The 13,867-nt window shown below is 49.5% G+C and carries 16 protein-coding genes and 1 tRNA gene; 6 read left to right on the top strand and 11 right to left on the bottom strand.

Annotated features, from left to right (window positions below; all coding sequences use genetic code 11):
- From ACTF7Q_RS08600 to ald, 3 genes are all read right to left on the bottom strand, one after another.
- Positions 1-334 (bottom strand): hypothetical protein (locus ACTF7Q_RS08600; protein ID WP_438997433.1); only part of this gene is annotated, 334 nt, incomplete at its 3' end.
- Positions 335-441: 107 nt separating this feature from the next.
- Positions 442-517: transfer RNA gene (locus ACTF7Q_RS08595), tRNA-Ala, on the bottom strand.
- Positions 518-688: 171 nt separating this feature from the next.
- Positions 689-1,783 (bottom strand): alanine dehydrogenase, encoded by a 1,095-nt coding sequence (gene ald, locus ACTF7Q_RS08590; protein WP_438997432.1) that lies wholly within the window; start codon positions 1,781-1,783, stop codon positions 689-691.
- A 205-nt stretch (positions 1,784-1,988) separates the two neighbouring features.
- Between ald and ACTF7Q_RS08585 the strand changes: the two genes are divergently transcribed.
- The gene (locus ACTF7Q_RS08585) at positions 1,989-2,447 is read left to right on the top strand and encodes an Lrp/AsnC family transcriptional regulator (protein ID WP_438997431.1); all 459 of its coding nucleotides are present in this window, start codon (positions 1,989-1,991) and stop codon (positions 2,445-2,447) included.
- 6 nt (positions 2,448-2,453) lie between these two features.
- Here ACTF7Q_RS08585 and ACTF7Q_RS08580 read toward each other — a convergent pair whose 3' ends face one another.
- Complete coding sequence (locus ACTF7Q_RS08580; protein ID WP_438997430.1) at positions 2,454-3,866, bottom strand: protein adenylyltransferase SelO family protein; 1,413 nt, start codon at positions 3,864-3,866, stop codon at positions 2,454-2,456.
- A gap of 177 nt (positions 3,867-4,043) precedes the next feature.
- On the opposite strand from ACTF7Q_RS08580, the gene ACTF7Q_RS08575 reads away from it, so the two are divergent.
- On the top strand, positions 4,044-5,177 hold the full coding sequence (locus tag ACTF7Q_RS08575; RefSeq protein WP_438997429.1) for an aromatic ring-hydroxylating oxygenase subunit alpha: 1,134 nt from the start codon (positions 4,044-4,046) through the stop codon (positions 5,175-5,177).
- Positions 5,178-5,206: 29 nt separating this feature from the next.
- Here ACTF7Q_RS08575 and ACTF7Q_RS08570 read toward each other — a convergent pair whose 3' ends face one another.
- Both ACTF7Q_RS08570 and ACTF7Q_RS08565 read right to left on the bottom strand, forming a co-directional pair.
- The gene (locus ACTF7Q_RS08570; protein WP_438997428.1) at positions 5,207-6,478 is read right to left on the bottom strand and encodes an MFS transporter; all 1,272 of its coding nucleotides are present in this window, start codon (positions 6,476-6,478) and stop codon (positions 5,207-5,209) included.
- 140 nt (positions 6,479-6,618) lie between these two features.
- Positions 6,619-7,335, bottom strand: a complete 717-nt coding sequence (locus ACTF7Q_RS08565; RefSeq protein WP_438997427.1) for a ParA family protein — start codon at positions 7,333-7,335, stop codon at positions 6,619-6,621.
- 276 nt (positions 7,336-7,611) lie between these two features.
- On the opposite strand from ACTF7Q_RS08565, the gene ACTF7Q_RS08560 reads away from it, so the two are divergent.
- From ACTF7Q_RS08560 to ACTF7Q_RS08545, 4 genes are read left to right on the top strand one after another with little or no spacing between them, the layout of a single operon-like run.
- Positions 7,612-8,412, top strand: coding sequence for an MlaE family ABC transporter permease (locus ACTF7Q_RS08560; protein WP_438997426.1), 801 nt, complete (start codon positions 7,612-7,614; stop codon positions 8,410-8,412).
- 9 nt (positions 8,413-8,421) lie between these two features.
- Positions 8,422-9,210, top strand: coding sequence for an ABC transporter ATP-binding protein (locus ACTF7Q_RS08555; protein ID WP_438997425.1), 789 nt, complete (start codon positions 8,422-8,424; stop codon positions 9,208-9,210).
- 18 nt (positions 9,211-9,228) lie between these two features.
- The gene (locus ACTF7Q_RS08550; RefSeq protein ID WP_438997424.1) at positions 9,229-10,299 is read left to right on the top strand and encodes an MlaD family protein; all 1,071 of its coding nucleotides are present in this window, start codon (positions 9,229-9,231) and stop codon (positions 10,297-10,299) included.
- 31 nt (positions 10,300-10,330) lie between these two features.
- Positions 10,331-10,954, top strand: a complete 624-nt coding sequence (locus ACTF7Q_RS08545) for an ABC-type transport auxiliary lipoprotein family protein (RefSeq protein ID WP_438997423.1) — start codon at positions 10,331-10,333, stop codon at positions 10,952-10,954.
- On the opposite strand, the gene ACTF7Q_RS08540 is transcribed toward ACTF7Q_RS08545, so the two are convergent.
- The 5 genes from ACTF7Q_RS08540 to ACTF7Q_RS08520 form a co-directional block, all read right to left on the bottom strand.
- Positions 10,912-11,160 (bottom strand): hypothetical protein, encoded by a 249-nt coding sequence (locus ACTF7Q_RS08540; protein ID WP_438997422.1) that lies wholly within the window; start codon positions 11,158-11,160, stop codon positions 10,912-10,914. The two genes, ACTF7Q_RS08545 and ACTF7Q_RS08540, sit on opposite strands and share 43 nt — an antisense overlap.
- Positions 11,161-11,167: 7 nt before the next feature.
- Complete coding sequence (locus ACTF7Q_RS08535) at positions 11,168-11,575, bottom strand: ATP-binding protein (RefSeq protein ID WP_438997421.1); 408 nt, start codon at positions 11,573-11,575, stop codon at positions 11,168-11,170.
- On the bottom strand, positions 11,568-12,836 hold the full coding sequence (locus ACTF7Q_RS08530) for a SpoIIE family protein phosphatase (RefSeq protein WP_438997420.1): 1,269 nt from the start codon (positions 12,834-12,836) through the stop codon (positions 11,568-11,570). Before ACTF7Q_RS08530 ends, ACTF7Q_RS08535 begins: the two co-directional genes overlap by 8 nt.
- A gap of 7 nt (positions 12,837-12,843) precedes the next feature.
- Entirely contained in the window at positions 12,844-13,554 is a 711-nt protein-coding gene (locus ACTF7Q_RS08525) for an STAS domain-containing protein (RefSeq protein WP_438997419.1), read from the bottom strand.
- A 72-nt stretch (positions 13,555-13,626) separates the two neighbouring features.
- On the bottom strand, positions 13,627-13,867 hold a 241-nt coding region (locus ACTF7Q_RS08520), incomplete at its 5' end, for a hypothetical protein (protein ID WP_438997418.1).

Here is a 13,867-nt window from a genome sequence, read left to right as displayed (position 1 = left end):
CGACGATAAAATGGATATAGGCGGCGCGTGGCAAGGTGGCACCCGCATGATCCAGCTGTTCCTGTGTCACCGTCAAAATACCGAAAATACGATGCGGCAACATATTGGCGATCCAGTCTGTCACGATAAAGGCATGATGATAAGGCGACCAGAACAGGATCAAAATATAAGCCACCGGCATAAACACCAAATGCCCCCAAGATAGATATTCGATTGGTTTGAACCACAGCACGGCCTGACGTTCGCCAGCAGGTAAGCTGGCCAGATCAGGCACGCCGCCTTCACGCTTTACCAATCGCACCCTTGGTGATGTTTTGAACAGACCGAACCGCATTTGCGTCCTCCTGCACTCAGCCTAACAGCACGAGGTTAATTTTCCGCTAATGCGCAAAATCCCCTGCCAAAAACGCCGCAAACTCAAGCTATGTAACGAAGAAAGGATGGTGGAGCCAGACGGGATCGAACCGACGACCTCATGCTTGCAAAGCACGCGCTCTCCCAGCTGAGCTATGGCCCCACATTCGCCCATGGTAAGGCGTGACCTTTGGGATGTCCGGTGCATCACCAGAACAGGGCGGTTATCTTCTAATGCGGCGAATTGGTCAACCCCTTTTTCGGGGTTCTGGCCAAAAAAAGGGGGACAGCCGCAAAGCCGTCCCCATTTCCAGGAGGAAACACATTGTTCAGTCTAAGCCGCCGAACGCGACCCTAGCGCATCAAGCACCGCCTGATACACAATCTCGCCTTTGCGCACATTCAGACCGCGCATCAAATGCGGATCATCATCAAGCGCGGCAACGCCCTTGTCAGCCAGCGCCAGCACATGCGGCAAGGTCGCGTTATTCAACGCCTCGGACGAGGTGCGCGGCACCGAACCCGGCATATTGGCAACACAATAATGCACAATATCATCAATGATATAGGTCGGATCATCATGCGTGGTTGGCTTTGACGTTTCGAAACAGCCGCCCTGATCGATCGCCACATCAACCAGCACCGCGCCCGGCTTCATGCCCGATAGCTGGGCACGGGTGATCAGCTGGGGCGCACTCGCCCCCGGAATCAAAACCGCACCAATCACCATGTCAGCCTGTTTGACCGCTTCGGCCAGAACCGCACTATTTGAATAGCGGGTGCTGATCGCGTTACCGAAAATATCCGACAGATACCGCAAACGTGGCACCGACCGGTCAAATACCGTGACCCGCGCGCCTAGCCCAACAGCCATCTTCGCCGCATTCACACCCACAACGCCGCCACCAATGATGACCACCTCGGCAGGTGCCGTGCCTGGGACGCCCGAAATCAGGATCCCACGACCGCCAGCATTCGCCTTTAGATGAGACGCGCCTTCGACAACCGCCAAGCGGCCAGCAACTTCGCTCATCGGTGCCAGCAACGGTAAGCCGCCCTGATCATCGGTGATGGTTTCATAGGCAATGGCCGTACAGCCAGAATCAACCAGCCCATAAGCCTGCGGCGCATCAGCCGCCAGATGCAGATAGGTAAACAGAATCTGATCGGATGATAGCTGTACCCATTCAGATGGCTGTGGCTCTTTGACCTTGACGATCATCTCGGCGGCGGCGAACACGTCGGCGGCAGTGGCCGCGATCTCGGCACCGACAGCACGATAGGCATCATCGCCCGCGCCAATTCCAGCACCCGCATTGGTTTCAACCAGAACCTTATGGCCGCGACCAACAAGCTCGGCAACTGATGATGGCACAAGGCCGACGCGAAATTCTCTAGTCTTTATTTCCTTTGGAACACCTACAAGCATGACAAGCTCCTCATACCCCTTGGCCGCGCCAAGATTTGTTAATGACTATATGTGTATAATATTCAAAAACCTGCGGCATTTCCTTGCTTTTTATTGTGGTGTATTACTATAATGATAAATAAAATTCGTTATTTTCTGAAAAACACGCAACAAAGTTCTGTTTTTGAATTCATTGTTCATTAGAAATGCGGATCATAGGTGCGATATGGATAAAATTGATCTTACGATTCTCGGCGCGTTACAAAATAACGCACGTATTTCAAATGTTGAGCTAGCAGCCGATGTGGGGCTGTCGCCTTCTGCCTGTCTGCGGCGTGTATCACAATTAGAAAAGTCAGGCGTCATTGCGGGCTATTATGCGGCGCTCGACGCCTCGAAGCTGGGGCATGATGTTCTGGTGCTTATGCAGATCACCCTGCATGGACAATCCGCCGATATGATGGCCGAATTCGAAGCTGAAGTGGCCAAAATCCCCCAGGTTCTGGCTTGTTTCCTGATCGCTGGGGAAAATGATTATATCTTGCGCGTATCCGCCCGCGACGTTGCCGATTTTGGCCGAATTCATGCTGAATATCTATCCGCCTTGCCGCATGTTCTGCGCATGGAAAGTAGCTTCATTCTGCGCGAGGTGATGAATCGCGGCATGCAGGCCTCGCTGGCCTAGGCATGATTACGCAGTGCTACCTGCCCCTGCAAGCGCCGCGCGCAGGCTTTTGATATCGTCGAGCTTGCGCGTCAAAGCTGACCAATCATCAGCCTCGGCTATGGGTGCCCAGATTGCCTCGACCTCGTCAATCGTCATCGATACCGCATCGGCGCGGGCAAAATGCGGATGCGTCATATCATGAATTGGTTTTGACGCCGTCATAATATCCAGTAATGGCTTCCACGTATCAGTGCCATAGGTGCCAACACGATCAGCACCGCCATATAGATCATGGAAAATCTGGTCAAAGCCCAGCTTGCTAGCTTTGGCGGCGGTGAAAAGATGCTGGCATAACGCAGCTGCCTGGGTCTGGTCATCAAGCGCTATACCAAGCCGCCATTGCAGCTGACGCGCCAGACTGACTTCCATATCGGCGAAAAAGCCACGCAGACGATCCTCGATCACATCCTTGGCGACAAAGCGGACAAAGCAATCAGCCAAGCGGCATACCGCCCATAAGGCCGCATCCGCCTGACGCCCATAGGCATAGCGGCCTGTCTCATCAAAATAGGCAGCGACAAGCCCAGGGTCAAAATGCGGCAAAAATCGCCAGGGCCCGTAATCAAAACTTTCGCCGGTAATATTGAAATTATCCGTATTCAAGACGCCATGCACAAAGCCAGCCGCTAGCCACTGGCCTGCTGTAGTGGCGATAGATGTGGCAACCTTTTGCAAAAATAGTGGCACCAGCTGGTCAAAATCAGCCGCCGGATCAAGCACCGGATCATCAGCATAATAATGCCGCACAACATGGCGTGTGAGGGTTTCTATGCCATCGGCATCATCCATGAAGGACAACCGCTGAAAGCTGCCAATGCGGATATGGCTGTGCGATAGCCGCACCATAACAGCCGATCGTGTTGGGGATGGTTCGTCATGACGTGTTAGTGCTTCACCAGTTTCAATAACCGACAGAGTCTTTGATGTTGTAACGCCAAGCGCCTGTAGCATTTCTGTTGCCAGAATTTCACGCACGGCACCTTTCAGCGTCAAACGGCCATCGGCGGAGCGCGAAAAAGGCGTTGTGCCCGAGCCTTTTGTTCCCATATCCAACAGACGACCATCTGTGGCGCGCGCCTGAGCAAACAGAAAGCCGCGCCCATCGCCAAGCTCGGGGTTATAATGACCGAATTGATGGCCATGATAGCACAATGCCAAAGGCGCTGAAAAACTGCCTTCAAACGGCACAAACCGCCCGAAATGATCGCTCCAAGCTGTATCAGACAGATCCGCAAGCCCAACCGAATTTGCCGCATCCTGATTGCGGTAACGGATTATATGATTGGGAAATGTCGCTGGCTTCACAACACGATAAAATCGCTCATCCAAAGCCGTATGAATGGTTTGTGGGTCAAATATAAAAGCGGCGTTGGTCATATAATCTCACTTGTTCGGTCCCAGTGGGGGCACGGCGGGGGTCATAATATGGTAATTTACTTAAAAGCGACTTGTAACGCCGCAGTCTGAACAGACAATCGTATCTTGGCGTTTGACACAAGTATATTGTCTAAATTCCATTCGGCTTGCCGAAGTAATACAGAAATGGAGGTTCTAATGCTTGATCTTAGTAATGTTAGCGCTCCTATCGAGCACGCCAACGGTTTGCCGAACGCATGTTATATAGACGAACAGATATACAAGCATGAACAAGACACCCTATTCCGCAATAACTGGGCCGCTATCGGCTTTGGCAAAGATGTTGCCAACCCCGGCATGGTCAAGCCGCTAAACTTTCTCGGTATTCCGATGATTATGGTACGCACTCAGAATGGCGATATAAATGTGTTCCAAAATGTATGTAGACATCGCGGCATGATTCTGATTGATGCGCCCCAGCAGTTGCGCGGCCCGATCACCTGTCCTTATCATGCGTGGAGCTATGACCTTGATGGTAATCTGCGTAAAACCCCGCATATTGGCGGCCCGAATATTGATACGCTGGACAGCGTGCAGCATTGCGATTACCCCCTGAACAAAGTGCGCTCGCATGTCTGGAACGATATTGTTTTTGTCAATGTCGGCGGAGATGCGCCCGCATTCACCACACAGATGGCCGCTTTGATCGAGCGCTGGCGTGAATTTGACCAGCCGCTATATCATGGCGGTGCCGATTCATCTTTTAGCTTCGATCTGGCATGTAACTGGAAGCTGGCAGTTGAAAATTATTGCGAAGCCTATCATCTGCCCTTCATTCACCCTGACCTGAACAGCTATTCACGGCTCGAAGACCATTATAATATCCTCGATCATGACAATTATGCCGGACAAGGCACAACGGTCTATGCGCCGCAGGTGTCCGACACTGGCGCGCGCTTCCCGACATTCGACAAGCTGTCAAGCCAATGGGATACAGGCGCGGAATATGTGGCCTTATTTCCGAATGTCCTGCTTGGGGTGCATAAGGATCATTATTTCAATATTTTGCTGACCCCCGATGGCACAGGCCACACCCATGAACAGATTGAACTTTACTATACCGACCCCCTAGCCCTGAGCGATGATTATGCCGAGATGCGCGCCACTAATGCCCGCATGTGGCAAACCGTATTCAGTGAAGACATATCAGTTGTCGAAGGCATGCAAAAAGGGCGCAAGGCACCTGCCTATGATGGCGGTAAATTTTCTGCGGTTATGGACGAGTCAACCTATCATTTCCATAAATGGGTGGCACGCGAACTAAGCGTCTGAGCGCGGATCAGATGTCCAGCAGCTGAATATCATTCAGCTGGTTGTGTGGCTGGCGATAAAGCCTGTCCCCGCGGACCATAAACAACCTCATTACCTGCATCCGGATGCCGCGGCACGTTAAGCGATAGTATCAGCGATAATGCGGCCATGCCTGCGCCTGCCAAAAATACCGCTTCGGGCATGGTCAACCACAAGAAGCCAAAGCTGACCGGCACCACAACCGCAGCAATGTGATTTATGGTAAAGGCAACACTGGCCGTGCTGGCCATATCCGCCGGATCGCCAATTTTCTGAAAATAGGTCTTGATGGCAATGGCAAATGCAAAAAACATATGATCGACCACATACAGGCCAGCGGCAATGGTGCCATTCTCTACAAAGGCATAAGCAACAAATACACAGACTAACCCCACATATTCAAACACCAGTGCCGAGCGCTCGCCAATACGGCCAATCAAACGGCCAACGATAGGCGCAAACCAGATGTTAAATATCGCGTTCAGCAGGAATAGCGCGGTCACCTGAATTAAGGAATATTCAAATTTTTCGACCATGAGGAAGCTGGCAAAAACCAGAAAAATCTGGCGCCGCGCCCCAGCCAGAAAGGTCAGACCATAATATAACCAGTACCGCCGCCGTAGGACGATCTTGCGTGTCTGGCGCACCTTTTCGGTAAAATGCGGAAAGATAATCCACGCCGCAAGCGCCAAAATGGCTGTTATCATGCCTGTGGCCACATATATCATATTATAGGTGTCATTCGATGTAACGAGGCCCGTAGAATCAGCAAGAAAAGACCATGAGACCTGTCCACTGGTAATAAAATAGACAATGAAAATTGACCCCAAGGTCAGCACCTGTGCGGTGGCACCAATCCCGTAAATACGCCCCAGAACAGCCGGCGCGGTCTTTTTATCCAGCCATTGCAAGGCAAGCGACTGATTACAGGTTTCGTAATAATGAAAGCCAATAGAGGATATGATGGTGGTGATATATAGCCCGATTGCGGTTGGAAAATAGCCGGTAATCGCCACCCCACCCCCCAATATTATCAATGAAAGAAACGCCAGCCTTTGTTCGGCAATCACCAAAAGAATATAGACAACCAAAAATGACAGAAAGCCCGGCACTTCACGAAGAGATTGCAAAATTCCGATTTCCCGCCCGGTAAAAGACGCCACCTCGATGGTGAAATTATTGAGAAGCAAAGACCAGGACAAAAACGAGATAGGCATCGCCGCGGCAAATACCATCAGCAGAACGTCAGGTCGCTTTCGCAAGGAATCAAAATATGCCAGCACTGAATATGCTCCAAAATCGTCGCGGGGTGCGACAGAACCAATCTATTGGAATTTGCAAAGCCCGTCCAGTTGCCTGTTATTATCGCCTGAGCTAGCCAAGCCACTCTATGATGACACCGAAATGCCCATGCGGGCGGCAACTATTGCTGATAAATACGATCGAGTTCGCCGCTGACAACATAATCAACAATAAATTCACCAAGCCGTTCGATTTCAGTATGAAAACGCGTACCTTCAACAGCCTTGATACCACCAAAATCAGCACTTCGTGATCGCGCAGCGGACAAGTCCGAAATAGGCGGTGCCATAATGGCATTCACTTCTTGCAAGGCTTCTGCAAGCACATTGAAATTACGTTGGCTTGGCGATGTACGGTTAGGAACAACAATCACATGTGGTGTTATCCGGCCAAAATCAGCCTTGCGCTCGTCAACTTCCTTGATGAAGTCGATTGTCGGACGTAAATCGGTCCATGACATTGATGTTGGCACAATCATTGTGTTGCACATCATCGCCATCTGCCAGATATCACCCATTTTGCCAGCACCCGTATCGACGATGGTCAATGAGTTATCTTCAGCCAGCATGCGACGCAAAATACCATCAAGGGTGGTCACATTAACGCCATCATAGCGATCACCAACCGGCAGGAATTTGATATCAGACCCATTACTATGCGGTTCCAGCATTTCAAAAGCCGACGCCTGTGGATCAGTATCAATCAGCATGATAGAGCGTTCAGCGAAACGATGGCGCAAATAATCTGTCAGATAAACAGCAATCGTGCTTTTACCAACACCACCTTTAATGTTGCCAACAAATACGGCTTTACCAAGCTGTGACGTCTGGTCAGTCAATTGTGGTCCCCCAAGACGACATTAACCCAATGGTTATGCGCCAAAACCAAACAACTCGCAGCCAACATCGTTTCTCAGATAGGACAAAACCAAATATAAATTTGGCGCGATTGTTAAAAGTATATTAACCAACCTATGATAAAAAGTAAGCCTAGACAACAAAAACAACCGTATCTGCTGCGAAAGCAGAAAAAATTAAAGTCATGCAGATTTCGTTCATGCCAATTAATTAATTTACCCTAATTTATAAGTTAAACTGTCTGGGGTTTTTAGCTCGTGAGCGCTATCGAAAAGATTAATCACCGCCTTACCTGCATTGGTATGACGGCTTTGAATTTTGTCGCTTTTTCAGGTTTCATATCGCGGGTTTTCGCCACCGCCATATTGCTTTTATGTTCTGGATTTCGGCGCGGTCAACCTGTGCGCTTGCGGCATGTAGTGAGCGATATCAGATCAAGTGGTATCGATGCTTTACCTGTCGTTATCTTGATGGCGGCAACGATCGGCATAATGTTGTCGATTCAAGGGGTGCATTCGCTTCGCATCTTTGGTGCTGAAAGCCAAGTTACATTCGGTTTGGCCTTGTCAATTCCACGGGAATTTGCGCCGCTTATCACCGGCATCATTGTTGCCGGTCGATCAGGATCGCAACTGACAAGCCGAGTCGGGTCAATGCAGTTGAATGGCGAACTTGATGCGCTAAAGGTCATGGGTATATCACCTATACGCTTTGTCGTTGCGCCTGCTTTGGTGGCTCTGCTTTTAGCCCTACCGATCCTCGTCGCGATAGCCAATGTCAGCGCTTTCTGGGCAGCCAGCCTATATATTGATACGGTGCTTGGTATCGCCCCTGCTGCCTATTGGGCAGATATTTTGGCGGTTGTGACGATTACCGACCTGATACATGGGTTTGGCAAAGCGATCATCTTTGCGGTGCTGATTGCGCTGATTGGCATCTGCAAAGGGCTTCGGGTTTCTGGCGGTGCCGACCGCCTGGGCGCGGCCACCACATCGTCAGTCGTTTCATGTATCGCGGCGATCATTGCTGCCGACGCTATGTTTGCACTGATTTTATAGGGATCTGCCATGCCGTTACCACTCACTGTAACAAATCTGTATGGCGGCTATGCTGGACAAGCCGTTATTCATGATTGCAACATACATATCGACAAGCACGAAATTGTCGTGATTATGGGCGGCTCTGGATCCGGCAAATCAACCTTTTTGCGGCATCTGATCGGCCTTAAACCACCCATGCGTGGTGACGTTAAATTATTCGGCCAGCCGCTTTATGACGTTGGTGAATATGACCGTTTGCATCTGCTTAAAGATATCGGCGTTGCCTTTCAGACTGGTGCGCTTTTATCGTCATTAACTGTAGGCGATAATGTGGCATTACCGCTTATCGAGAACACCAACCTTACCCCTGATATGATTGAAATCATTGTACGAATGAAGCTTGATTTCGTTGGATTGCTTGGCAAAGAGGCATTGTTACCATCGGCACTTTCAGGCGGTATGCTCAAACGTGCCGCCGTTGCGCGCGCCATCGCGCTTGATCCGCGCATTGTATTCATGGATGAACCTTCGGCAGGTCTGGATCCGGTGATCTCGGCATCACTTGACGACTTGATAATCAAACTACGAGACAGCCTTCAAATGAGTGTTGTGGTGGTGACGCATGAATTGGAAAGCGCCTTTAAAATTGCCGACCGTATTATCGTGCTTGATCGCGGACATATCATTTTTTCAGGGTCTGTTCGTGACATAAAAACCAGCGCTAATCAGCGTATTCAAAATCTCATAAACCGTGTTGCCGATGATGAAGCAATTAGTCAGGAAGCACATCTGAAACGGCTTCTTGGTGAAGCCTAATGAACAGAGGAATATCCCATGCGTTTGAAACAAGCTGATCTTATGGCTGGGATTTTTGTGCTTGGCGGTGCCGTTCTTATTGCAGTAATTTTTGTGATTGTTCGCGGGCAGTTGGGGCTGTATGACCGCTATCACGCGTTTTTTTTAAATGTTGCCGGACTCCGCAGCGGTGCCGTTGTTGTTTATGAAGGCTATACGGTTGGGTCAGTTGACTCGATTGAGCCGATATCCAGCGATGAAGGCATGCGGTTTCGCATCAATCTCGATATCACATCCGGATGGCATATCCCCCAAGATAGTATAGCCGAAATATCCGCCATATCCTTGCTGTCAGCCAATGCCATTCAGATCAAAGCTGGGTCGGGGGAACGCTTGCCTGTCGGATCGCAAATACCATCAATAGACGCTGTTAATGTGATGGCGGAAATCAGCCGCACCGCCGATAAATTGACTATGATCGCACAATCGAATCTAGCGCCTTTGCTTGATACAGTCCGTGACATTCTAGATGGCGAAGGCAGAGACGCACTTGCAGGCATGACGGGGCTGACATCACAAATTTCACAACAGGCACCCGAGATCATGACCAATATGAAACAAGCAAGTCAGAACATTGCCAATGTTGCCAGCGCCAGCAATAGCGCATCCATCACCCGCACGCTAGATAATATAGAAAACACGTCAAACGTCGCCTTAGCCATCACCGAGCGCACCAACAGCGTTGTTTCAGATATGAATATGGCACGGATCAACGCCGCAGTGGCACATTTTGAACAAGCAAGTGCCAAATTGCAAACAACGCTGGAAATCGCCAATCGCGCGGTGCGCAACATTGAAGACATCACCGACAATCAGAATGCAACGCATATCAATAGCGTGCTTGACGATATAAGTGAAACCGTATCGACGATGAATGATATCGTTTCGACCAGTTCACACACTAGCCAGGTCATTCAGGATTTATCGCTGGCCAGTTCAGACCGTGTCGAAGCCTTTTTACTGCGCATGGAAAATGTATCCCTCAATCTTGAAGAAATGACCGCGCGCATTCGTGACAATCCAAGTCTGCTGATTATGGGGTCGCAATAATATTGTTATCACTTATGCCGGGAGCTGTCTCATGACTCATTTTACCATTCGCTTTAGCGTCATTATGTTGATACTGACCAGCATGGGGGGATGCACATCCCCTGCCCCCCGCATGGCCGACACGCATTATAATATCGAAACGTCAGTTCCGCCGACCCGCTATGGCACCGAGGCGTCGATCCAGCTTCGTAAGCTGGATATGCGCGGCATCCAGTCAAGCCGTGCTTTGGTGATTATCAGTGCTACGGATCCGATCCAGCTACAAGAAAACCGCGGGCATTACTGGCATAGCGCCCCGGCCTTGTTATTAAAACGCACGATCAGCGAGACGCTGGATAGTGCCAGCTACGATATCCGCTTTGGCACAAATGTAACTATGCAAGATCCAGATTACACGATGGACATTGATATGCGTCTATTCGCTTTTACGCCTGATGCGCATGCCATTGTCGAAATGGGATTTGTCATACGCAACCAGGATGATGATATAGTGCTACATGATGTGCTGCGCAAAACAGCGTCGCTTGACGGGGTATCATCGCTGGATGGGGTGCATGGATTACAGATCGCACTGGCCAAGACACTTGAGGCATTATCAGCAAGATTGGCCTGTCATGTGACATCATCAAAAATATCAACATTGTCAAAATGCTGACCTTCACCGCACCAATCATCATCAAATGTGGCTGGCCAGACCGTACCGCGATCAAAAATCACAGATGAACTTTCCAGCGGGGCTTCGGGATGCGGGGCATGACGGCGACAACGGCCTTCTTGCGCCTTGGTGCTGATACGGTCATGCATCACATCCCAAAAGCGGCATTCTTGGCAATAGGGGCGCGTCACCAGTTTATCAGCCATGCCGCCCTCACCGTTTCCAGAAATACAGACATACCTTATTGCCTGTTTTCAAGGGAATAAAATCAACTTTATGCGCAATAGATTTTATCAAACGCAAACCATGCCCACCTTCATGTAACGGCTTGCCTGCTGATGTCCATGTCGCCGGATCAGACGGTAAGGCATTATCAACCACTTCGATATAAAGCCGCAGATCGGTTGCCTTTAGATGCAGAACGAAATGGCCTGATTTGTCATGCGCGGCGAATCCGTGTCGCACAATATTCTGCAACACTTCGCCAAGCGCAATACTTACATCCATTTCCATATCCTGCCAGCCATTGCGCGCCATATAGTGCCGCACAGCATTACGCGCGGGGGCAAGATTAGCCGCAATGGCGGCAAAACGAAGCTTTGGGTTTTGCTGGCTAGCCATCATCTTCACCCGATGAAATGACCAGCAAAGTTGCATCATCATGCGTCACCAAATTGCCTTTTTCAAATAGCTGCATAACGCCATTCAATTTGGCACTAACGTCACGTCCTTTGAGATTTTTCACAAGCGTAACAAAGCGAGACATGCCCAGCTCCAAACCCCGATTACGGGCTTCGGTGATGCCATCAGTTGCTAGATATAGATAGCCACAATCCAAGGTGATTTGCGCCGGGTGCAGATCATCATCTTCAAACGGAATGACGCCCAATGGCGCCACCTGTGCTGCAATTGTGATGATCGTGCCATCTTGTTTGACCCAGACAACCGGCGTATGCCCACAATTTATCATTTTTATTTCATCTGTCGAACAATCAAGCCACCCCATGACAAAGGTAATAAATTGGCCTGACGGCTGATTAATAAACTCGTCATTCATGGTGCGGACTATTGTTTCAACACTGAAATTCTGGCGGGCAAGATATCTGAATAAAGCGATGCAACGTGCCATCAGCAAAGATGCCGCAATGCCTTTGCCCGCGACATCACCCTGACAAAAGGCAAGACGATTCCCAACCATGAAATAGTCAAAAAAATCACCCGATAGCTGACGTGAGGTCAAAGTCTGACCAGCTGCATACCCGCCTTGTTCGGGCACAGGCATCAAAAGTGCCTGCGCCTCTTGTGCTTGCCCTAGATCGCGGCGTAACAAGGCATCTTTGGTGACCTGCTCAGCCAGACGGAAATTCGAAATCGCCAAAGCCAGCGCCCCTGCCAACGATTCAAGTAAGGATAAATCACTTTGCCGGAAATGCTGAATATGGTGATTATGACGGCGGTTTATCGCCTGAATCACGCCAAAGGACTTTGTGCCAAAACGCACAGGCACCGTGGCGGTGGATAAGGTTTTAAACCCGCTTTGCTTATCAACCTTGGTAAAATGCCTATCATCATGGGTGGCATCTGCGACAAGATTGGATTTACCTTCATGAAAGACGCGGCCAACCAGACCAAGCCCGTGCGGCACTTTCAAACCGGTGATATTGACAGGCCCGTCGCAGATCACACATTCAAGCACCGCTTGATCGGGGCGATGTAAAAACAGGGAAATAGCCTCAGCCGATAGATTATCAAGGATGTGTGGAATCGCCCACCGCAAGCCTTCAAGATAATCGCCCGTCTCGGCATATCGCTGAACCATGCCGTTCATCAAAGTGATATTGCCGTCACTAACTGACGTCATGGATGAAGCGGAAACAGCCATCTTGGTTTCAGCTAAAATTACCAGGTTTAAGCGAACTCATATCTGGGTCATCGCCATGCTCGACCGGATTGGGCTGGTCAACCGACATACCGGCAGCAGGTTTTACATCGGTTTTTAAGTCATCTTCGTGATCTTTAATATCAGCAAGCAAGGCTCTGGTAAGCGCTTCATCAGAAACCGCCTCACCAAAGGGAGTATTTGCCGTTTCTGTTGCCCCAAATTCCGGCGAGTCCATATTTAGCAGTAATGTTTCCACTTCATTGTCATCTGAGATGGTATCGGCCTCGTCTAACAGATTTTGCATAAGCGGGTCGTCATTTTGCTGGGCGTGCGAAATGGGGTCATCGCCAGCAAATGATGCAGAAAAAGCATCGCCGCCGCCTAGACCCAGGGCACCTGTATCTTCGACATGATCAATGACCTTTGTAATTGGCAAAATCGTTTCCAGCTTGGCCATTTGCAACACACGATAAATTGCCGAACTGGCTGTCATAAAATTGATGGTGATATTATTTTGCAGACAATGCTGGCGTGCCAGAAGCAACACGGCAATGCCGCTCGAATCAATATAGGTAACGTCAGAAGCATCAATATCCAGCTGCGTAATGCCGATGATATCAACGATGTCATTCTTCATATCCGACGTTGTTTGTAAATCAACATCACCTGACAAAACCAATATGGCAATGTCGCCATTTATACGAATATCAAAAGCCATCTTCACCTCATTATTTATTAATTAACTAATGAAAACACCGCCCGGAGGGCCCGGGCGGCGCGTGATTGATATTTAGAAACGTATGTCAGGTGCTACAATGTTATATAAGCCATCACCACCACAATAACCAACTTCAAGTGCATGCGATGTCACACTCAAATTGCCTGTTGGCGTGCTTGTTTTACGAATAACCAACACACCTTGAGATGTCACAGCGTTTAAATTTCCTGCTGTTGCGTTAGTATTATCAGCAAGACCACCAGAAGCAACGACCAAACCAACACATGATGGGGAAGATGAAACAGTTGGTATT

The sequence above is a fragment of the Puniceispirillum sp. (SeqCode) genome, from assembly GCF_965657105.1.
GTDB lineage: Bacteria > Pseudomonadota > Alphaproteobacteria > Puniceispirillales > Puniceispirillaceae > Puniceispirillum.
The sequence above is the reverse complement of the archived record's forward strand: the minus strand, read 5'-3'. Positions and strand labels throughout refer to the sequence as shown.